This window comes from Pseudorhodoferax sp. Leaf267, assembly GCF_001422405.1.
In the GTDB taxonomy this organism is placed as follows: Bacteria; Pseudomonadota; Gammaproteobacteria; order Burkholderiales; family Burkholderiaceae_C; genus Pseudorhodoferax.
This window is the reverse complement of the sequence record NZ_LMMV01000022.1, coordinates 379,548-398,857: the sequence shown is the minus strand read 5'-3', so window position 1 is coordinate 398,857 and position 19,310 is coordinate 379,548. Positions and strand designations below refer to the sequence as shown.

18 protein-coding genes are annotated in these 19,310 nt (G+C 68.0%); 16 read left to right on the top strand and 2 right to left on the bottom strand.

Features of this window, described 5'->3' with window-relative positions; genetic code table 11:
• Nucleotides 1-9: 9 nt before the first annotated feature.
• The 14 genes from ASF43_RS21695 to accD all read left to right on the top strand — a co-directional run bounded on the left by ASF43_RS21695 (nt 10) and on the right by accD (nt 15,259).
• Nucleotides 10-711: a succinate dehydrogenase iron-sulfur subunit gene (locus ASF43_RS21695; RefSeq protein WP_056185498.1), complete on the top strand. Its 702-nt coding sequence runs from the start codon at nt 10-12 to the stop codon at nt 709-711.
• A gap of 4 nt (nt 712-715) precedes the next feature.
• Nucleotides 716-1,000, top strand: coding sequence for a succinate dehydrogenase assembly factor 2 (locus ASF43_RS21690; RefSeq protein ID WP_056185495.1), 285 nt, complete (start codon nt 716-718; stop codon nt 998-1,000).
• A 10-nt stretch (nt 1,001-1,010) separates the two neighbouring features.
• Nucleotides 1,011-2,321 carry a citrate synthase gene (locus tag ASF43_RS21685; protein WP_056185491.1) on the top strand — a complete coding sequence of 437 codons (1,311 nt, stop codon included), beginning with the start codon at nt 1,011-1,013 and terminating at the stop codon, nt 2,319-2,321.
• A 152-nt stretch (nt 2,322-2,473) separates the two neighbouring features.
• The gene (locus tag ASF43_RS21680) at nt 2,474-3,457 is read left to right on the top strand and encodes a LysR substrate-binding domain-containing protein (protein ID WP_056185488.1); all 984 of its coding nucleotides are present in this window, start codon (nt 2,474-2,476) and stop codon (nt 3,455-3,457) included.
• A gap of 25 nt (nt 3,458-3,482) precedes the next feature.
• Nucleotides 3,483-4,928 carry a 3-isopropylmalate dehydratase large subunit gene (gene leuC / locus ASF43_RS21675; RefSeq protein ID WP_056185485.1) on the top strand — a complete coding sequence of 482 codons (1,446 nt, stop codon included), beginning with the start codon at nt 3,483-3,485 and terminating at the stop codon, nt 4,926-4,928.
• A 10-nt stretch (nt 4,929-4,938) separates the two neighbouring features.
• Complete coding sequence (leuD, locus tag ASF43_RS21670; protein ID WP_056185483.1) at nt 4,939-5,592, top strand: 3-isopropylmalate dehydratase small subunit; 654 nt, start codon at nt 4,939-4,941, stop codon at nt 5,590-5,592.
• A gap of 27 nt (nt 5,593-5,619) precedes the next feature.
• Nucleotides 5,620-6,690 (top strand): 3-isopropylmalate dehydrogenase, encoded by a 1,071-nt coding sequence (gene leuB / locus ASF43_RS21665; RefSeq protein WP_056185480.1) that lies wholly within the window; start codon nt 5,620-5,622, stop codon nt 6,688-6,690.
• Between the two features lie 234 nt (nt 6,691-6,924).
• The gene (gene asd / locus ASF43_RS21660) at nt 6,925-8,088 is read left to right on the top strand and encodes an aspartate-semialdehyde dehydrogenase (protein WP_056185478.1); all 1,164 of its coding nucleotides are present in this window, start codon (nt 6,925-6,927) and stop codon (nt 8,086-8,088) included.
• A gap of 279 nt (nt 8,089-8,367) precedes the next feature.
• Nucleotides 8,368-10,773 (top strand): FimV/HubP family polar landmark protein, encoded by a 2,406-nt coding sequence (locus ASF43_RS21655; RefSeq protein ID WP_235578328.1) that lies wholly within the window; start codon nt 8,368-8,370, stop codon nt 10,771-10,773.
• Nucleotides 10,774-10,811: 38 nt separating this feature from the next.
• Entirely contained in the window at nt 10,812-11,594 is a 783-nt protein-coding gene (gene truA / locus ASF43_RS21650) for a tRNA pseudouridine(38-40) synthase TruA (RefSeq protein WP_056185472.1), read from the top strand.
• Nucleotides 11,591-12,301: a phosphoribosylanthranilate isomerase gene (locus ASF43_RS21645; protein ID WP_056185468.1), complete on the top strand. Its 711-nt coding sequence runs from the start codon at nt 11,591-11,593 to the stop codon at nt 12,299-12,301. The genes truA and ASF43_RS21645 overlap by 4 nt, the downstream gene beginning before the upstream one ends.
• The gene (gene trpB / locus ASF43_RS21640; RefSeq protein ID WP_056185466.1) at nt 12,276-13,544 is read left to right on the top strand and encodes a tryptophan synthase subunit beta; all 1,269 of its coding nucleotides are present in this window, start codon (nt 12,276-12,278) and stop codon (nt 13,542-13,544) included. Before ASF43_RS21645 ends, trpB begins: the two co-directional genes overlap by 26 nt.
• Nucleotides 13,541-14,350 carry a tryptophan synthase subunit alpha gene (gene trpA / locus ASF43_RS21635; protein ID WP_056185464.1) on the top strand — a complete coding sequence of 270 codons (810 nt, stop codon included), beginning with the start codon at nt 13,541-13,543 and terminating at the stop codon, nt 14,348-14,350. Before trpB ends, trpA begins: the two co-directional genes overlap by 4 nt.
• A gap of 36 nt (nt 14,351-14,386) precedes the next feature.
• Nucleotides 14,387-15,259 carry an acetyl-CoA carboxylase, carboxyltransferase subunit beta gene (accD, locus tag ASF43_RS21630; RefSeq protein ID WP_056185461.1) on the top strand — a complete coding sequence of 291 codons (873 nt, stop codon included), beginning with the start codon at nt 14,387-14,389 and terminating at the stop codon, nt 15,257-15,259.
• Here accD and ASF43_RS21625 read toward each other — a convergent pair.
• On the bottom strand, nt 15,256-15,810 hold the full coding sequence (locus ASF43_RS21625; RefSeq protein ID WP_056185460.1) for a YggT family protein: 555 nt from the start codon (nt 15,808-15,810) through the stop codon (nt 15,256-15,258). The genes accD and ASF43_RS21625 overlap by 4 nt on opposite strands.
• A gap of 24 nt (nt 15,811-15,834) precedes the next feature.
• Here ASF43_RS21625 and ASF43_RS21620 point away from each other — a divergent pair, with 24 nt between their 5' ends.
• Nucleotides 15,835-16,503: an LON peptidase substrate-binding domain-containing protein gene (locus tag ASF43_RS21620; RefSeq protein WP_056185456.1), complete on the top strand. Its 669-nt coding sequence runs from the start codon at nt 15,835-15,837 to the stop codon at nt 16,501-16,503.
• 13 nt (nt 16,504-16,516) lie between these two features.
• Nucleotides 16,517-18,469: a nucleoside-diphosphate sugar epimerase/dehydratase gene (locus ASF43_RS21615; RefSeq protein WP_056185454.1), complete on the top strand. Its 1,953-nt coding sequence runs from the start codon at nt 16,517-16,519 to the stop codon at nt 18,467-18,469.
• A 78-nt stretch (nt 18,470-18,547) separates the two neighbouring features.
• Here the strand turns inward: ASF43_RS21615 and ASF43_RS21610 are convergent, their stop codons facing one another.
• Complete coding sequence (locus ASF43_RS21610) at nt 18,548-19,288, bottom strand: glycosyltransferase family A protein (RefSeq protein WP_056185450.1); 741 nt, start codon at nt 19,286-19,288, stop codon at nt 18,548-18,550.
• Between the last annotated feature and the right edge of the window lie 22 nt (nt 19,289-19,310).

Below are 19,310 nucleotides of genomic sequence, written 5' to 3'. Positions count from 1 at the left end.
GTCACCACGATGAAGCGCACATTCCAGATCTACCGCTACGACCCGGACAAGGACGCCAAGCCCTACATGCAGACCGTCGAGATCGAGCTCGACGGCAGCGAACGCATGCTGCTGGACGCCCTGGTCAAGTTGAAGCAGCAGGACCCGTCCATCTCGTTCCGCCGCTCCTGCCGTGAAGGCGTCTGCGGCTCCGACGCGATGAACATCAACGGCAAGAACGGCCTGGCCTGCCTGACCAACATGAACACGCTGAAGGACCCGGTGGTCCTGAAGCCCCTGCCCGGCCTGCCCGTGATCCGCGACCTGATCGTGGACATGACGCAGTTCTTCAAGCAGTACAACTCGATCAAGCCCTACCTGATCACCGAAGGCATCGCGCCGGAGAAGGAGCGCCTGCAGTCGCCCGAGGAGCGCGAAGAGCTGAACGGCCTGTACGAGTGCATCCTGTGCGCGAGCTGCTCGACGAGCTGCCCCAGCTTCTGGTGGAACCCCGACAAGTTCGTCGGCCCGGCCGGTCTGCTGCAAGCCTACCGCTTCATCGCCGACAGCCGGGACGACGCCACGGCAGAGCGCCTGGACAACCTGGAAGATCCGTACCGGCTGTTCCGCTGCCACACCATCATGAACTGCGTGGACGTGTGTCCGAAGCACCTGAACCCGACCAAGGCCATCGGCAAGATCAAGGAAATGATGGTGCTGCGCACCATCTGAACCCATGACCGCGCCCACGGACGTTCTCGACGATCGCGCATTGAGCCTGCTGCGCTGGCGCTGCCGCCGCGGCCTGCTCGAGAACGACCTGTTTCTCGAAAAGTTCTTCGAACGGTGTGGCGCCACGCTGACCGTTCGACACGCGGAGGCCTTGAACCGCCTCATGGATTTGGGGGACCACGATCTGTTGGACCTGCAACTGGCACGAAAGACGCTTGACCAGGTCAGTCCGCATCTGGACGACGCGCCCACGCGCGAAGTTTTGAGTTTGTTGAGAGAAAACCGCTGAAAGGGCGAACATGAAACTAGCCGAAAACAAAGCCACACTGTCGTTCAGCAATGGCAGCCCCAGTGTGGAGCTGCCGGTGTACCAGGGCAGCGTAGGTCCCGATGTCGTGGACATCCGCAAGCTGTACGCCCAGACTGGCATGTTCACCTACGACCCGGGCTTCTTGTCCACCGCGGCCTGCCAGTCCGCCATCACCTACATCGACGGCGACAAGGGCGAGCTGCTGTACCGCGGCTACCCGATCGAGCAGCTCGCGACCAACTGCGACTTCCTGGAAACCTGCCATCTGCTGCTGTACGGCGAGTTGCCGAACGCCGAGGGCAAGCAGAAGTTCACCAAGCTTGTGACCAACCACACCATGGTCAACGAGCAGATGCAGTTCTTCCTGCGTGGCTTCCGCCGTGATGCGCATCCGATGGCCATCATGACCGGCCTGGTGGGCGCTCTGTCGGCCTTCTACCACGACAGCACGGACATCAACAATCCGCAGCACCGCGACATCTCAGCCATCCGTTTGATTGCCAAGATGCCCACGCTGGTCGCGATGGCTTACAAGTACACCGTGGGCCAGCCCTACATGTACCCGAAGAACGACCTCAGCTATGCAGGCAACTTCCTGCACATGATGTTCGCCACGCCGTGCGAGGAGTACAAGGTCAACCCGGTGCTCGAACGCGCGCTGGACCGCATCTTCATCCTGCACGCAGACCACGAGCAAAACGCCTCTACCTCTACCGTGCGCCTGTGCGGCTCCTCCGGCACCAACCCGTTCGCAGCGATCGCGGCTGGCGTGGCCTGCCTGTGGGGCCCGGCACACGGCGGCGCCAACGAGGCGGCGCTGAACATGCTCTACGACATCCAGCGTGAAGGCGGCGTCGAGAAGATCGGCGAGTTCATCAAGAAGGTGAAGGACAAGAACTCCAGCGTCAAGCTGATGGGCTTCGGTCACCGCGTCTACAAGAACTACGACCCGCGCGCCAAGCTGATGCAGGAAACCTGCAACGAAGTGCTGACCGAGCTGGGCCTGGAGCAGGACCCGTTGTTCAAGCTCGCCAAGGAACTGGAAAAGATCGCGCTGGAAGACGAGTACTTCGTGTCGCGCAAGCTGTACCCGAACGTGGACTTCTACTCGGGCATCGTGCAGCGCGCCATCGGCATCCCGGTGCCGCTGTTCACCGCGATCTTCGCGCTGGCCCGCACGGTGGGCTGGATCGCCCAGCTCAATGAAATGATCGGCGACCCCGAGTACAAGATCGGCCGCCCACGCCAGCTGTTCTCCGGCTCGCCCAAGCGCGACGTGCAGCCCATCGCCAAGCGCTGACCGCACCAGGCGATCTGCCCAGCCCCGCCGGCTCTGGCCCGCGGGGCTTTTTCTTGCGCGTTCGGGCAACAGGGTCATCGCCAATCGCGATGCCTTGGCGCCCTATTACGGGAGAAAATGGCTGCCCTCGTCGCCACCCGCGATGCCCCACGATGAACAAGCCCTCCGAACGCAACTTCGCCCGCCGCATCGACCTCACGTCGTTGCAGCTGTTCGTGGCCGTCTGCGAACTGGGCAGCATCGGCAAGGCGGCCGAGCGCGAGTTCATTGCCGCCTCGGCCGTCAGCAAGCGCCTGTCGGACTTGGAAACCACCTTGCAGACCACGCTGCTGTACCGCCACGCGCGCGGTGTGGACCTGACGCCGGCCGGCGAGAGCCTGTTGCACCACGCGCGCTCGGTGCTGTTCAGCCTGGACCGCATGCAGGGTGAACTCAGCGAGTACACCGACGGCGTGCGCGGCCATGTGCGCGTGCACGCCAGCATCTCGGCCATCGTGCAGTTCCTGCCGGAAGACCTAGGCGCCTTCATCCGGCAGCACGGCGGCGTGAAGATCGACCTGGAAGAACATCTGTCCAGCGAGGTCGTGCGCGCCGTGCAGGAGGGCGCGGCCGACCTGGGCATCTGCAACGCCGCTGCGGCCGACACAAATGGCCAGCCACTGCAGACGCGCCCCTACCAGCGCGACCGCCTCGTGCTGATCGTGCCCCGCGGCCATGCGCTGGACGGCCAGGGCCCGATCGCGTTCGAGCAGTCGCTGGCCTTCGACCATGTCGGCCTGCACAGCAACAGCTCCATCCACCTGGCCATGCGCAGCGCCGCCGTGGCGCTGGGCCACACCATCAAGCTGCGCATCCAGGTCACCGGGCTGGACGCCATGTGCCGCATGATCCACAACGGCCTGGGCATCGGCGTGATGCCGCTGCGCGCCTTCGAGCTCATGCACGGCGTGGGCGACCTGGCGCACGTGGACCTGAGCGACGCCTGGGCCGAGCGGCAGATCCGCATGGTGGCGCGCGACTTCTCGACCCTGCCCGTCACGGCGCGCTTGCTGGTCGAACACCTCTCCGGCCGCGCCGCGGACGCCGAACCCGAACCCCATCCCTTGGCAGCCCTTCCCCTGCGCGCTGCCGCCTGATTTCCGCCCCCACGAAAGAAGAGCCATGAGCATCACCACCAGCCAGACGGGTGCCCGCACCCTGTACGACAAGATCTGGGACGAGCACGTCGTCCACACCGAGGACGACGGCACCTCGGTGCTGTACATCGACCGCCACCTGGTGCACGAGGTCACCAGCCCGCAGGCTTTCGAAGGCATCCGCCAGGCCGGCCGCAAGGTCTGGCGCGTGAGCTCCATCGTGGCCACGGCCGACCACAACACGCCCACCACCAATTGGGAACAGGGCTACGACGGCATCGCCGACCCGATCAGCAAGGAACAGATCACCACGCTGGACGACAACATGCGCCAGTACGGCGCGGCGGCCTACTTCCCGTTTCTGTCCAAGCGCCAGGGCATCGTGCACGTGATCGGGCCGGAAAACGGCGCCACGCTGCCCGGCATGACGGTGGTCTGCGGCGACTCGCACACCTCCACGCACGGCGCATTCGGCGCGCTGGCGCACGGCATCGGCACCAGCGAGGTCGAGCACGTGATGGCCACGCAGACCCTGCTGGCCAAGAAGGCCAAGAACCTGCTCGTCAAGGTCGAAGGCAAGCTGGCCCCCGGCATCACGGCCAAGGACATCGTGCTGGCCATCATCGGCAAGATCGGCACGGCCGGCGGCACGGGCTACACCATCGAGTTCGCGGGCTCGGCCATCCGCAGCCTGAGCATGGAAGGCCGCATGACGGTCTGCAACATGGCGATCGAAGCCGGCGCGCGTGCCGGCTTGGTGGCCGTGGACGAGAAGACCATCGACTACGTGCGCGGTCGCCCGCTGGCGCCCACCGGCGTGGCGCTGGAACAAGCGATTGCCTACTGGCGCACGCTGCAGTCCGACCCGGGCGCCAAGTTCGACAGCGTGGTGGAGCTGGATGCCGCGCAGATCGTGCCGCAGGTGACCTGGGGCACCTCGCCCGAGATGGTGCTCGGCATCGACGCGCGCGTGCCAGACCCCGACAAGGAAAAGGACGCCAACAAGCGCGGCGCCATCGAACGCGCGCTGACGTACATGAACCTGCAACCCGGAAAGCCGCTGGCCGACATCACCATCGACAAGGTGTTCATCGGCTCGTGCACCAACAGCCGCATCGAGGACATGCGCGAGGCCGCGGCCGTGGTCAAGAAGCTGGGCCAGAAGGTCGCCAAGAACGTGAAGCTGGCCATGGTCGTGCCGGGCTCCGGCCTCGTGAAGGACCAGGCCGAGCGCGAAGGGCTGGACGTGATCTTCAAGGCCGCCGGCTTCGAGTGGCGCGAGCCGGGCTGCTCCATGTGCCTGGCCATGAACGCGGACCGGCTGGAGCCGGGCGAGCGCTGCGCCTCCACCAGCAACCGCAACTTCGAAGGCCGCCAGGGCGCCGGTGGCCGCACCCACCTCGTCAGCCCCGCCATGGCCGCCGCCGCCGCCGTGCACGGCCATTTCGTCGACATCCGCCAATTCGCCTGAGGACACCGCCATGCAGAAATTCACCGTGCACCAGGGCCTCGTGGCGCCCATGGACCGCGAGAACGTCGACACCGACGCCATCATCCCCAAGCAGTTTTTGAAGTCCATCAAGAAGACCGGCTTCGGCGAAAACCTGTTCGACGAGTGGCGCTACCTGGACCATGGCGAACCCGGCATGGACCCGGCCAGCCGCAAGCCCAACCCCGACTTCGTGCTGAACCAGCCGCGCTACGCGGGCGCCTCGGTGCTGCTGGCGCGCAAGAACTTCGGCTGCGGCTCCTCGCGCGAGCATGCGCCCTGGGCGCTGGACCAGTTCGGCTTTCGCGCCATCATCGCGCCCAGTTACGCCGACATCTTCTTCAACAACAGCTTCAAGAACGGCCTGTTGCCCATCGTGCTGCCCGAGGCCCAGGTGGCCCAGTTGTTCGACGAGTGCGCAGCTTTCCCGGGCTACCAGTTGACGGTCGACCTGGAGCGCCAGGTCATCGTGAAGCCACAGGGCGAAGAGCTGCCGTTCGAGGTGCAGGCGTTCCGCAAGTACTGTCTGCTGAACGGCTTCGACGACATCGGCCTCACGCTGCGCCATGCCGACAAGATCCGCGCCTTCGAGGCCCAGCGCCTGGCCGAAAAGCCCTGGCTGGCCAACACCATGCTGGCGTCCTGACCCCTTTCACCCTCCACTACAACGCTTATGAAAATCGCAGTTCTGCCGGGTGACGGCATCGGTACCGAAATCGTCGAGCAGGCCGTGCGCGTGCTGAAGGCGCTGGACCTCAAGTTCGAGCTGGAATCTGCCCTGGTCGGCGGCGCCGCCTACGACGCCCATGGCCACCCGCTGCCCGAGGCCACGCTCAAGCTCGCCAAGGACGCCGACGCCGTGCTGTTCGGCGCCGTCGGCGACTGGAAGTACGACACGCTGGACCGCCCGCTGCGCCCAGAGCAGGCCATCCTGGGCCTGCGCAAGAACCTGGGCCTGTTCGCCAACTTCCGGCCCGCCATCTGCTACGAGCAGCTCGTGGGTGCCTCCAGCCTCAAGCCCGAGCTGGTCGCGGGCCTGGACATCCTCATCATCCGCGAGCTGACCGGCGACATCTACTTCGGCCAGCCGCGTGGCCGCCGCGTGTCGCCCGACGGCCACTTCCCGGGCGCCGAGGAAGCCTTCGACACCATGCGCTACACGCGCCCGGAGATCGAGCGTATCGCCCGCGTGGCCTTCGAGGCGGCCCGCAAGCGCGACAAGCGCGTGACCAGCGTGGACAAGGCCAACGTGCTGGAGACCTTCCAGCTCTGGAAGGACGTGGTCACCGAGATCGGCAAGGAATACCCCGACGTGGCGCTGGACCACATGTACGTGGACAACGCCGCCATGCAACTCGTGAAGGCGCCCAAGAAGTTCGACGTGGTCGTGACCGGCAACATGTTCGGCGACATCCTGTCCGACGCCGCCGCCATGCTGACCGGCTCCATCGGCATGCTGCCGTCGGCCAGCCTGAACAGCAGCAACCAGGGCCTGTACGAGCCCAGCCACGGCAGCGCGCCCGACATCGCGGGCAAGGGCGTGGCCAACCCGCTGGCCACCATCCTGTCGGCCGCGATGATGCTGCGCTTCTCGCTGAACCAGGCCGAGGCCGCCGATCGCATCGAGGCCGCAGTGCAGAAGGTGCTGGCGCAAGGCCTGCGCACGCCGGACATCTACAGCGAAGGCACGACCAAGGTCGGCACGCGCGAGATGGGCGATGCGGTGCTGAACGCGCTGGCCTGACGCTCGCCGAGGCGCGAAAAGCTTGGCTACAATCGCGCCCCATGTTGGCCGCCCGCCCCCGCTTCCCACACACCACGCCGCTCGGCGTGGTTGCGCGCGCCGCCACCACCAAAACCACGACCACCATTCAGGGCTGATCCAGCCTGGTTCGTCGTGCGCCCTTCCTGGCCTCTGACGAGCCAGGCGAGCAGTCCGCAAAGCGCTGTTTGTTTTTTACGTTGAAAGGGCAATGTGATGAAGGTAGGTAATCTGGTCGGCCTCGTCGGCTGGCGCGGCATGGTCGGCTCGGTGCTGATCGATCGCATGCAGGCCGAGGGCGATTTCGAGCTCATCGAGCCGGTGTTCTTCTCCACCTCCAACGCGGGCGGCAAGGCCCCGGCGCAGGCCAGGAACGAAACCACGCTGAAGGATGCCTACGACATCGAGGCCCTGAAGCGCTGCGACATCATCGTCACCGCGCAAGGCGGCGACTACACCAGCGAAGTCTTCCCCAAGTTGCGTGCCGCGGGCTGGAACGGCCACTGGATCGACGCCGCCTCCACGCTGCGCATGAAGGACGACGCCGTCATCGTGCTCGACCCGGTGAACCTGCCCGTCATGCAGCGCGCCCTGGCCAAGGGCGGCAAGAACTGGATCGGCGGCAACTGCACGGTGAGCTGCATGCTGATGGGCGTGGGCGCGCTGTACAAGGCCGGCCTCGTGGAGTGGATGTCGACCATGACCTACCAGGCCGCGTCCGGCGGCGGCGCCCAGCACATGCGCGAGCTGCTGACGCAGTTCGGAAGCGTGTACGGCGAGGTCAAGTCGCTGCTGGACGACCCGAAGTCCGCCATCCTGGAGATCGACCGCAAGGTGCTGGCCAAGCAGAAGGCGCTCAGCGCGGACGAAACCGCCAACTTCGGCGTGCCGCTGGGCGGCAGCCTGATTCCCTGGATCGACAAGGACCTGGGCCTGGGCAAGTCGCAAGATGATGCCGAATGGGGCATGTCCAAGGAAGAGTGGAAGGGCGGCGCCGAGACCAACAAGATCCTGGGCCAGGGCCCCGGCTTCGACGCGCCCGGCATCCCCGTCGACGGTTTCTGCGTGCGCGTGGGCGCCATGCGCTGCCACAGCCAGGCGCTGACGTTCAAGCTCAAGAAGAACGTGCCGCTGGCCGACATCGAAGCCATGCTGGCGCAGGACAACGACTGGGTGCGCGTGGTGCCGAACACGCGCGAGGACACGCTCAAGGGCCTGACGCCCGTGGCCGTGACCGGCACGCTGCAGATCCCCGTGGGCCGCATCCGCAAGCTGGCCATGGGGCCGGAATACGTCGGCGCCTTCACGATCGGCGACCAGCTGCTGTGGGGCGCGGCCGAGCCGCTGCGCCGTACGCTGCGCGTGCTGCTGCAAGGCTGAGCACGACCCGGGCCGCGCACGCCCTGGTGGGCGTGGCCCGCGCATTGCCGAAGGGCAACAGCGGACTTGGCAGCCCATCCCCGCCACGGGGGTGCGGGAGTTACACCTGGCCTCAGCTTGTCAGCGTAAGCCATTGCTGCTACCGTCCTTTTTCCACATTGAGGATCTTTCCCCGGCTGCATGATGAACCCCAGAACCCCTGTTGAACGAGCCGCCGACGCGCTACTGGTGAAGGAGGCTTTGCAGGGTTGGAGGGCCACGGCTGTAGCCGCTGCAGTCATGGCCGTGCTGTGTGCGTCGGCACCACCGGCCCACGCCTTGTCGCTGGGGCGCATCACGGTGTTGTCGGCCCTGGGTGAACCGCTGCTGGCCGAGATCGATCTGCCCGACATCAGCGCCGAGGAATCGGCCACGCTGCAGGCATCGATCGCGGCCCCTGAGGCCTTTCGCGCCTCGGGCCTGGAATACAACAGCGCGCTGCAAGGCGTGCGCATCACCCAGCAGCGGCGCGCAGACGGACGCCCGGTGCTGCGCCTCACCAGCGAGCAGCCGGCCAACGTGCCCTTCGTCGATGTGATCCTGCAGGTGAACTGGGCCTCGGGCCGCGTCGTACGCGACTACACCATCCTGCTCGACCCGCCAGCCCAGCGCCAGGCGCCAGCGGCCACGGCGACCGCGCCGCAGGTGTCGCCACCACCCGCAGCGGCTGCGCCATCCGCTGCTGCGCCGCAAGCGCAGCCGTCCGCTCCGCCACCGCCGGCCGCCGCGGCGCCTGCGCCCGCTCCGGCGCGGCCGGCCACGCCCGCCGCAGCACCCGCACGCCCCACTGCGATTGCGCCCGCTGGCACGGGGCCGGTCACCGTGCGGCCGGGCGACACGGCCGGCCGCATCGCCGCCGCCAACAAAGCCCCCAGCATTTCGCTGGACCAGATGCTGGTCGCGATGCTGCGCAGCAATCCGGACGCCTTCATCCAGGGCAACGTCAACCGCCTGCGCTCCGGCTCCGTGCTGAGCATGCCGACGCCCGAGCAGGCGGCCAGCGTGCCGGCGCCCGAGGCCTCGCGCCTGGTCACTGCACAGAGCCGTGACTTCAATGCGTTCCGCGGCCGGCTGGCCGCCAATGTGCCCCCGGTGCAGACCGAGGGCGCCGACCGCTCGGCCAGCGGACGGGTCCAGACCCAGGTGGACGAGAACCGCGCCGCCGCCGGCGCCCCGGACAAGCTGACGCTGTCCAAGGGTGGCCTGCAGGCCCGCGCGACCGAGGAGCGCATCGCGCGCGAGAAGGCCACTGCGCAGGCCGACGAACGTGTGGCCGAACTGTCGCGCAACATCAGCGACCTGAACCGCCTGGGCGTGGCCGTGCCGGCCTCGGCGCCGGGCGCCAGCCCGCCGCCCGCGAACACGGCATCGGCCGCCGAGCCCGCCAGCAGCCCCGCGCCTGCCGCACCGCCGCCCACGGCAACGGCCAGCGCACCGACCGCGCCGGCGTCCGCCGATGCAGTCGTGACCGATGCCCCGCGTCCAGCGGACCAACCCGCGACCTGGCTCGGCGCTCTGCTGGCCAACCGCACGGTGCTGGCGGCCGCCGCAATCTTGCTCGCGCTGCTGGCGGCGCTCGGCCTGTACCGCGCACGCCAACGCCGCAGGGCCGAGGCCGACGACGCCATCCTGACCAATCGTTCGCAACCCGACTCGTTTTTCGGCAGCAGCGGCGGCCAGCGCGTCGACACGGCCGACGCACTGACCCCGGCCAGTGCGCTGGCAGCCCATGCGTCTGGCCCGCTCGATGCCGCAGGCGATGTGGACCCGATCGCCGAGGCTGACGTCTACCTGGCGTATGGGCGCGACCTGCAGGCCGAAGAGATCCTGAACGAGGCGCTGCGCACCGACCCCACGCGCGTTGCCATCCACGCGAAGCTGGCCGAGATCCATGCCAAGCGCCGCGACAGCACCGCCTTCCTGGCCGTGGCCGCGCAGGCGCATGCCGTCACAGCCGGCGCCGGTCCGCAGTGGGCCCAGATCGCCACTCTGGGCGAAGCGCTGGTGCCCGGCGACCCGCTGTGGGCCGCGCCGTCCGATCCGTCGCCGGCCGGCACGGCCGCCCTCGTGGGCGCAGGCCTGGCAGGTGCTGCGGTGGCTCGCGCGCAGACTACGCCTGCAGACGCAGCGCCCCAGCCCCCGGCAGCGCCAGCCACCACGCAGGACGACCCCGACTTCGACCTGGACCTGAACCTGGATTTCGACATCGACAAGCCGCCCGTGGCCGGCACGCCTATGCCGTCCACCCCACAGGCGCGTGCGGACCTCGATGACGCAGACCTGGATGCCGATCTTGCCGGCACCGACGTCGACGTCGACGCACTCGACCTAGACCTGGAGCTGGACCCGCAGGCCAGGCCCGCAGCGCAGGGCGCAGCCCCGGCCAACCCGGCGCCCGAGCCACCGGGCTTCGATCTCGGCTCCCTGAACCTGGACCTCGGCGACGACGGCACGGCCGACGCACCCGCGGCGCCGGCCGCCGAAGCGTCCGGCGATGACCCGTTGGCGACCAAGCTGGCGCTGGCCGAGGAGTTCCATGCCATCGGCGACGTGGATGGGGCGCGCGCCTTGACCGAAGAAGTGCTGGCCGAGGCCACCGGCCCGTTGCGGGCCCAGGCGCAGCGCTTTCTGGACACGCTGGGCTGAACGCCCCCACGGACCGCGTCGTCGCACAAGGAGCACAGGTGCGTTGGGCACTAGGAGTCAGCTATGCCGGCCAGGCGTACGAGGGCTGGCAGAGCCAGGCCTCGGGCAAGACCGTGCAGGACAAGCTCGAAGCGGCACTGGGCCTGCTCGCCCAGGAGCGCGTGTCCACCATCTGTGCCGGCCGCACGGACGCCGGCGTCCACGGGCTGATGCAGGTCGTGCACTTCGATACGGCGCGTGCGCGTGAAGCCACAGCCTGGGTGCGGGGTACGAACGCCCACCTGCCCGGCGACATCGCCGTGCAATGGGCCTGCCCCGTTCCCGACCAATTCCACGCACGCGGCAGTGCCATCGCCCGGCGCTATGCCTACGTGCTGCTGGAATCGCCGGTCCGGCCCAGCGTGGAGCGCGGGCGCACCGGCTGGGCGTTCCGCCCGCTGGACGAGGCGGCGATGCTGGCCGCCGCGCAGCTGGTGTTGGGCGAGCACGACTTCACATCGTTCCGTGCCGCGCAATGCCAGGCCAAGAGCCCCGTCAAGACCTTGCACCGCGTGGACATCCACCGTCGCGGCGCCTACTGGCGCTTCGAGTTCGAGGCCAATGCCTTCCTGCACCACATGATCCGCAACCTCATGGGTTGCCTGCTGGTGGTCGGGCGGGGCGATCAGCCCGCGTCCTGGATGGCCGAGGTGCTGGCCGCGCGCGACCGCAAGGTGGCCGCGCCGACCTTCTCGCCCGACGGGCTGTACTTCCTGGGGCCGCGCTACGAAGACCACTGGGGCCTGCCCGACCGCACGGCTGCCTATGATTGGCTGCCATGAACACTGCTCTACGAACGCGCATCAAGATCTGCGGCATCACCCGCGAGCAGGACCTGGACGCCGCCGTAGGCGCGGGCGCCGATGCGGTCGGCTTCGTGCTGTACGCCAAGAGCCCGCGCTACGTGACGCCGCAGCGCGCCGCCGCGCTGGCCCGCCGCCTGCCGCCCTTCGTCACGCCAGTCCTGCTCTTCGTGAATGCCACCACCGAAGACGTCATCGCAGCCTGCGACCAGGTGCCAGGCGCCATCGTGCAGTTCCACGGCGACGAGACGCCCGCGCAGTGCCTCGCTGCGACGACGCACCCGGCCCGGCCCTTCCTGCGCGCCGCGCGCATCCCCCTCGCGCCCGCGGCCGAATTCGACTTGGTAAGATTCGCCGCCGACTTCTCCCAAGCCCAAGCCATCCTGCTCGACGCCCATGTCGAGGGATACGGCGGCGGCGGCAAGGCATTCAATTGGTCACTGCTTCCACCAAACGTCGACTCTCACCTCGTCTTGAGTGGTGGACTCACGCCTGCAAACGTGACCGATGGCATCTTGCAAGTGCGGCCGCGCGCCCTGTCGCTGGCCGTTGATGTGAGCTCCGGCGTCGAGGTCTCCAAGGGGATCAAGGACGCCGACAAGATCAATCGCTTCGTGGCGGCCGTGCGTGCCGCCGACGAACACCTTGCAAAGATTCAACATGTCCACCCTTTATCAGCAGCCTGACGCTTCAGGCCATTTCGGCATCTACGGCGGCAGCTTCGTCTCCGAGACGCTCACCCATGCGATCGAAGAGCTGAAGCACGCTTACGCGCGCTACCAGCACGACCCGGCGTTCATCGCCGAGTTCGAGAGCGAACTGGCCCACTTCGTTGGCCGGCCCTCGCCGATCTACCACGCCGCGCGCAGCAGCCAGGAGCATGGCGGCGCGCAGATCTTCCTCAAGCGCGAAGACCTCAACCACACCGGCGCGCACAAGATCAACAACGTGATCGGCCAGGCCATGTTGGCCAAGCGCATGGGCAAGCCACGCATCATCGCGGAGACCGGCGCCGGCCAGCACGGTGTGGCCACGGCCACCATCTGCGCCCGCTACGGCCTGGAATGCGTGGTCTACATGGGCAGCGAGGACGTCAAGCGCCAGAGCCCCAACGTGTTCCGCATGAAGCTGCTGGGCGCCACCGTGGTGCCCGTGGAAAGCGGCAGCAAGACGCTGAAGGACGCACTGAACGAGGCCATGCGCGACTGGGTGGCCAACGTGGACAACACCTTCTACATCATCGGCACCGTGGCCGGGCCGCACCCCTACCCCATGATGGTGCGTGACTTCCAGAGCGTGATCGGCAACGAATGCCTGGTGCAGATGCCCGAGATGCTGGCCGCGGCGGGCTGCAAGAGCGAGCAGCCCGATGCCGTGCTGGCCTGCGTGGGCGGCGGCAGCAATGCCATCGGCATCTTCTACCCCTACATCAAGCACGCGGGCACTCGGCTGTTCGGCGTGGAAGCCACGGGCGAGGGCCTGGAGAGCGGCAAGCACGCTGCCTCGCTGCAGCGCGGCAGTGCCGGCGTGCTGCATGGCAACCGCACCTACCTGCTGCAGGACGAGAACGGCCAGGTGACGGAGACGCACAGCATCAGCGCCGGGCTGGACTACCCCGGCGTCGGCCCCGAGCATGCATTCCTCAAGGACATCGGCCGCGCCGAATACGTGGGTGCCACCGACGCCGAGGCGCTGGATGCGTTCCACTACCTGTGCCGCACCGAGGGCATCATCCCCGCGCTCGAATCAGCTCACGCGTTTGCTTACGCGCGCAAGCTGGCGCCGACCATGCGGCCGGACCAGAGCATCCTGGTGAACCTCTCGGGCCGTGGCGACAAGGACATCGGCACCGTGGCCGATCTGTCGGGCGAGGATTTCTATGACCGACCATCCATGCGCGGCCACGCCGTGAAAGGGGGCCGGGCATGAACCGCATCGCCACCACCTTTGACAAGCTCAAGGCCGCGAACCGCAAGGCGCTGATCCCATACGTGACCGCCGGCTTCCCTTACGCCGACGTCACGCCAGAACTCATGCACGCCATGGTGGAGGCCGGCGCCGACGTGATCGAGCTCGGCGTGCCCTTTTCCGACCCGATGGCTGACGGCCCGGTGATCCAGAAAGCGGGCGACAAGGCCCTGGCCATGGGCGTCGGCACGGCCCAGGTGCTGGAGATGGTGAAGGCCTTCCGCAGCCGCGACAGCCAGACCCCGGTCGTGCTGATGGGCTATGCCAACCCGGTCGAGCGCTATGACCAGCGCCATGGCGAACACAGCTTCGTGCGCGACGCGGCTGCGGCCGGTGTGGACGGCGTGCTCGTCGTGGACTACCCGCCCGAGGAATGCGTGGAATTCGCGGCCAAGCTGCGCGAGAACGGCATGGACCTGATCTTCCTGCTGGCACCCACCTCCACCGAGGAACGCATGCGCCAGGTGGCCAAGGTCGCCAGCGGCTACGTCTACTACGTGTCGCTCAAGGGCGTGACCGGCGCCGGCACGCTGGACACGGCCGCCGTCGAGGCCATGCTGCCGCGCATCCGCGCGCACGTGAGCCTGCCCGTGGGCGTGGGCTTCGGCATCCGCGACGCGGCCTCGGCCCAGGCCGTGGGCCGGGTCGCCGACGCGGTGGTCATCGGCAGCCGGATCATCCAGCTGATCGAAGACCAGCCACGCGACCAGGTGGCCCCCGTGGCCGCATCCTTCCTGCGGGAGATCCGCCAGGCCCTCGGCGCATAATCGCCACCCCCCAGACCTCTTGGAGTTGCAACACCCATGTCCTGGCTCGAAAAACTGCTCCCCGCCAAGATCCAGCCCAGCGACCCGGCCGACCGCCGGCAGGTGCCCGAGGGGCTCTGGATCAAATGCCCCAGCTGCGAGACCGTGCTCTACAAGACCGATCTCGAGAAGAACCTGAACGTCTGCCCGACCTGCGGCCACCACCACCGCATCGGCGCGCGGGCCCGGCTCGACGGCTTCCTGGACCCGGAGGGCCGCTACGAGATCGGCCAGGAAGTCATCCCGGTCGACCCGCTGAAGTTCAAGGACAGCCGCAAGTACCCCGAGCGGCTCAAGGAAGCGCTGGAGAACACCAACGAGACCGACGCACTGGTGGTCATGGGCGGCGCCGTGCACGGGCTCAATGTCGTCGTCGCCTGCTTCGAGTTCGAATTCATGGGCGGCAGCATGGGCAGCGTGGTCGGCGAGCGCTTCGTGCGTGGCGTGCACGCGGCCATCGAGCAGAAGGTGCCCTTCATCTGCTTCACGGCCACGGGCGGTGCGCGCATGCAGGAAGGCCTGCTGAGCCTAATGCAGATGGCCAAGACCAATGCCTCCCTGACGCGCCTGGCCAAGAAGGGCCTGCCCTACATCAGCGTGCTGACCGACCCGACCATGGGCGGCGTGAGCGCGGGCTTCGCGTTCGTGGGTGATGTGGTGATCGCCGAGCCCAAGGCGCTGATCGGCTTCGCCGGCCCGCGCGTCATCGAGTCCACCGTGCGCGTGACGCTGCCCGAGGGCTTCCAGCGCGCCGAGTTCCTGCAGCAAAAAGGCGCGATCGACCTGATCTGCAACCGCAAGGACCTGCGCCGCACCATCGCCAGCACGCTTGCCATGCTGCAGCGCCAGCCGGCCGACGCAGTGAGCTAGAGCACCATGCCGCCCAGCACGCCGCGCAAGGCGTGCTGCAGCACGATGCCGGCGATCTGCAGCAGCACCAGCAGCACCAGCGGCGTGAGGTCCATACCGCCCACCATGGGCACGATGCGGCGCAGCGGCCGCAGCACCGGCGCCACCAGGCGGTTCAGCACATCGGCCAGCGGCGACCGCGCCTGCACCCAGGACAGGATGGCGTAGACGATCACCAGCGCCGTCAGCCCGTAGATCACAAGGCCGATCACACCGAACACGGCCATGACGGGCACCCCGATCAGGGCGCCGCCGGTCATCAGCCACAAGATGCCGTATTGCGCCAGTTTCAGCAGCAAGGTGCCGACCAGGCTGGCCAGGTCCCAGCGGCCGACGGGCGGGATCACTTTGCGCAGCGGCAACACCAGCCAGTCCGTGAGTGCGAACACGAGGTTGCCGATGGGGTTGCCAAAGGGAATGCGCTGCTGTTGCATGTACAGGCGCAACAGGCAGGCGCTGCCCAGCAGACCGGCTGCAACTTCCAGCAAAAGAGCGACGATTTGGTACAGCATGCGAGCGGTCGGAAAGGGCATGGGATGATAGCGGCTGGCCCACCCCCCAGATCGAACGTCTTGACCCGCCCGCCCCTGCCGCTGTTCCCACTGTCCACCGTGCTATACCCGGGCGGCCTGCTGCCGCTGCGCATCTTCGAGGTCCGCTACCTGGACATGATCGGCCAGTGCCACCGCAATGGCACGCCGTTCGGCGTGGTGGCGCTGCAGCAGGGCCGCGAGGTGCGCCGGGCCGGTGCGGCGGTCGAGAAGTTCCACGCCGTGGGCACGCTGGCCCGCATCGTGCAGTACGAGGCCACGCAGCCCGGCCTGCTGACCATTGCCTGCGAGGGCGCGCAACGCTTTCGCATCCAGGACCACCGCCAGCTGCCGCACGGCCTGTGGACCGCCGACACCGAGCTGCTGCCGGGCGACCAGGCGGTGGCGATCCCCGAGGACCTGCAGCATGTCGGCGACGCGCTGGAGCATCTGCTGCAGGGCTTCGCCGAGCAAGGCCTGCCCGAGGCGCAATGGCCCGTGGCCAAGCCCTGGCAGCGCGACGACTGCGGCTGGCTGGCCAACCGCTGGTGCGAGCTGCTGCCCCTGCCGCTGCCGCTCAAGCAGCAGATGATGGAGCTGGACAACCCGCTGGTCCGGCTGGAGCTGGTCGGCGACCTGCTGGCCCAGCACTCCATCGACGGCACCGCCGGCTGAAGTCCCGGCGCCGATGCACGTCCCCCGCGCCACACCCAACATCCTCGCCTGGCCGCGCTCCGTCAAGCGCCTGGTCGTGGTCGTCATCGACGTGCTGCTGTCGCTGGCCGCCATGTGGCTGGCCTTCACGCTGCGCCTGGACCAGCTGCACTGGCCGCAGGACGCGCAATGGGCCATCTACGCCATCGGGCCGCTGCTCTCGGTCCCGGTGTTTGTGCGCTTCGGCCTGTACCGCGCGATCTTTCGCTACACCGGCCTGGCGGCGCTGAGCACGACGGCCCGGGCCACGGCGGTGTATGGGCTGATGCTGCTGGCGGCGCTGTTCGTCATGCAAAAGGCCGGCCTGTCGGTCGTGCCGCGCAGCCTGGGCATCCTGCAGCCGCTGATCTTCCTGATGCTGGTGGTCACGAGCCGCGCCACGGCACGCTCGTGGCTCGACGGCCTGGCGCGCCGCGGCCACCGCAGCAACATGCGCCTGTTGATCTATGGCGCCGGCACGGCCGGTGCCCAGACAGCCGCCGCGCTGGCCAGCGCGCGCCAGCCCTATGCCTTGCTGGGCTTCGTCGACGACGACCCGGGCAAGGCCGGCCGCAGCATCAACGGCACCAAGGTCTACGCGCCGCGCGAACTCGCCGCCCTGGTGCCACGCCTGCGCATCACCGACATCCTGCTCGCCCTGCCCAGCGCCACGCGCGAGCGGCGCAACCAGATCATCCAGCGGCTGCAGCCCCTGGGCGCCCGCGTGCGCACCCTGCCTGGCCTGTCCGACCTGGCCAGCGGCCGCGTCAGCGTGCAGGACATCCGCGAGCTGGACATCGAAGACCTGCTGGGCCGCGAACCCGTACCGCCCCGGCCCGAGCTGCTGGCGCGCAACCTGGCCGGGCGCACGGTGCTGGTGACGGGCGCGGGCGGCAGCATCGGCAGCGAGCTGTGCCGACAGATCGTGCGCGAGCAGCCGCAGACCCTGGTGCTGCTGGACCACAGCGAATTCGCGCTCTACAGCATCCACGAGGAGCTGCGCGCCCTGTGCCAGATGCAGGGTCGGCAGGTCGCGCTGGTGCCCGTGCTGGGCAGCGTGGTGCACTACGCGCGGCTCGCCACGCTGTGCCGCACCTGGCGCCCCAGCACGATCTACCATGCCGCCGCCTACAAGCATGTGCCGCTGGTGGAAGACAACGCGGCCGAAGGCGTGATGAACAACGTGCTGGGCACGCTGAACCTGGCGCGTGCCGCCATGGCCAGCGGCGCCGCGCATTTCGTGCTGGTCTCCACCGACAAGGCCGTGCGGCCGACCAACGTGATGGGCGCCAGCAAGCGCGTGGCCGAGCTGATCCTGCAGGCGCTGGCGGCCAGCCCCGTGGTCGCGTTCGACCCGCTGGCCGATGCCGGCGCCGTGGTACTGGACAACGCCACGCAGTTCTCGATGGTGCGCTTCGGCAATGTGCTGGGCTCCAGCGGCAGCGTGGTGCCGCTGTTCCGGCGGCAGCTGGCGGCAGGCGGGCCCCTCACCGTGACACACGCCGAGGTGACGCGCTACTTCATGACCATCACCGAGGCCGCACAGCTGGTGCTGCAGGCCGGCGCCATGGCGCGTGGTGGTGATGTGTTCGTGCTGGAGATGGGCCAGCCCGTGAGGATCCTGGACCTGGCGCTGCGCATGGTCGATCTGTCCGGCCTGACCGTGCGCGATGCGGCGCATCCGGACGGGGAGATCGCCATCACCATCACCGGGCTGCGCCCTGGCGAGAAACTGTACGAGGAACTGCTGATTGGCGATAACCCGGAGCCCACCGAGCATCCGCGCATCCTGCGCGCGCGGGAAGAGCACCTGACCTGGCCAGCGCTGAAGGCCCCTCTGCAGGCACTGACGGACGCTGCGCGGCATGGAGCGAGTGCCAGGATGCTCACGCTACTGCAGGAGCTGGTGCCAGGGTTCGCGGGTTCTGCGGAGAGACCGCTGCCCTGACCCAGAACATTCTCCTGGTGTACGGTGCGCGGCCCGGGGTCCTCGAGACGGAGCGCCGGTGGATTATCGATAGCGACTTCATCGCAGCCAGGCCCGGACCACCTTGCCCGCGGCGACCATGACGCCCAGCAACCGGCCCGGCCTGGGCCGCGCCAGGAAGCTGGTCCACATGTAGCCGGCCACTTCGGCATAGCCCCGCACGGTGCCGCTGGCCTGCTGCGGCGATGTGCGGTAGTCGATCATCGGGAACGAGGAGGTCACCACACGAATGTCCGGTTCCTCCGCCATGCGCAGCCACAGTTCGTAGTCTTCACTGTGCAGGCCGCCGGCGTACCCACGCATGCGCAGCAGGCAATCCCGCCGGATCGCGACCGCCGGGTGCACGAACGGGTTCTTCCAGTTCAAGGCGCGTCGCCAGTCCCCACCGACGTCCAGATGGCCGATGACCTCGCCCGTCACCGAGATACGTCTGCAGGAACCGGCCACGAGATCGGCGTCCGGGTGCTGCGCGAGAATTTCCCGCGTTCGCTGTAGACGTTCCGGGTGACAGAGATCGTCTGCGTCGAAGCGCACCAAATACTGCCCGCGCGCCAGTTGCGCCCCCACATTCAGATTGAAGCCGAGCTGCCGAATCGCCGTGCGGTGCAGCACGATGCGCGGATCGCCGAGCGCTTGCAGCCGCGCAGGCAGGCTATCGGGGCAGCCGTTGAGCACGATCAGCAACTCGAAGTTCGCGTCCGTCTGTTGCAGCACGCTCTGCACGGCCGGCATCACAAAGTCATCGTCGCGGTGCGCGCACATCAAAACGGTGAACAGCACGCTCTTGCCTCCTCGTCGCAGA

Coding starts and splice junctions, on each gene's coding strand:
- ASF43_RS21695 (WP_056185498.1), top strand. CDS start 10: ATGAAGCGCACATTCCAGATCTACCGCTACGACCCGGACAAGGACGCC.
- ASF43_RS21690 (WP_056185495.1), top strand. CDS start 716: ATGACCGCGCCCACGGACGTTCTCGACGATCGCGCATTGAGCCTGCTG.
- ASF43_RS21685 (WP_056185491.1), top strand. CDS start 1,011: ATGAAACTAGCCGAAAACAAAGCCACACTGTCGTTCAGCAATGGCAGC.
- ASF43_RS21680 (WP_056185488.1), top strand. CDS start 2,474: ATGAACAAGCCCTCCGAACGCAACTTCGCCCGCCGCATCGACCTCACG.
- leuC (WP_056185485.1), top strand. CDS start 3,483: ATGAGCATCACCACCAGCCAGACGGGTGCCCGCACCCTGTACGACAAG.
- leuD (WP_056185483.1), top strand. CDS start 4,939: ATGCAGAAATTCACCGTGCACCAGGGCCTCGTGGCGCCCATGGACCGC.
- leuB (WP_056185480.1), top strand. CDS start 5,620: ATGAAAATCGCAGTTCTGCCGGGTGACGGCATCGGTACCGAAATCGTC.
- asd (WP_056185478.1), top strand. CDS start 6,925: ATGAAGGTAGGTAATCTGGTCGGCCTCGTCGGCTGGCGCGGCATGGTC.
- ASF43_RS21655 (WP_235578328.1), top strand. CDS start 8,368: ATGGCCGTGCTGTGTGCGTCGGCACCACCGGCCCACGCCTTGTCGCTG.
- ASF43_RS21645 (WP_056185468.1), top strand. CDS start 11,591: ATGAACACTGCTCTACGAACGCGCATCAAGATCTGCGGCATCACCCGC.
- trpB (WP_056185466.1), top strand. CDS start 12,276: ATGTCCACCCTTTATCAGCAGCCTGACGCTTCAGGCCATTTCGGCATC.
- trpA (WP_056185464.1), top strand. CDS start 13,541: ATGAACCGCATCGCCACCACCTTTGACAAGCTCAAGGCCGCGAACCGC.
- accD (WP_056185461.1), top strand. CDS start 14,387: ATGTCCTGGCTCGAAAAACTGCTCCCCGCCAAGATCCAGCCCAGCGAC.
- ASF43_RS21625 (WP_056185460.1), bottom strand. CDS start 15,810: ATGCTGTACCAAATCGTCGCTCTTTTGCTGGAAGTTGCAGCCGGTCTG.
- ASF43_RS21620 (WP_056185456.1), top strand. CDS start 15,835: ATGATAGCGGCTGGCCCACCCCCCAGATCGAACGTCTTGACCCGCCCG.
- ASF43_RS21615 (WP_056185454.1), top strand. CDS start 16,517: ATGCACGTCCCCCGCGCCACACCCAACATCCTCGCCTGGCCGCGCTCC.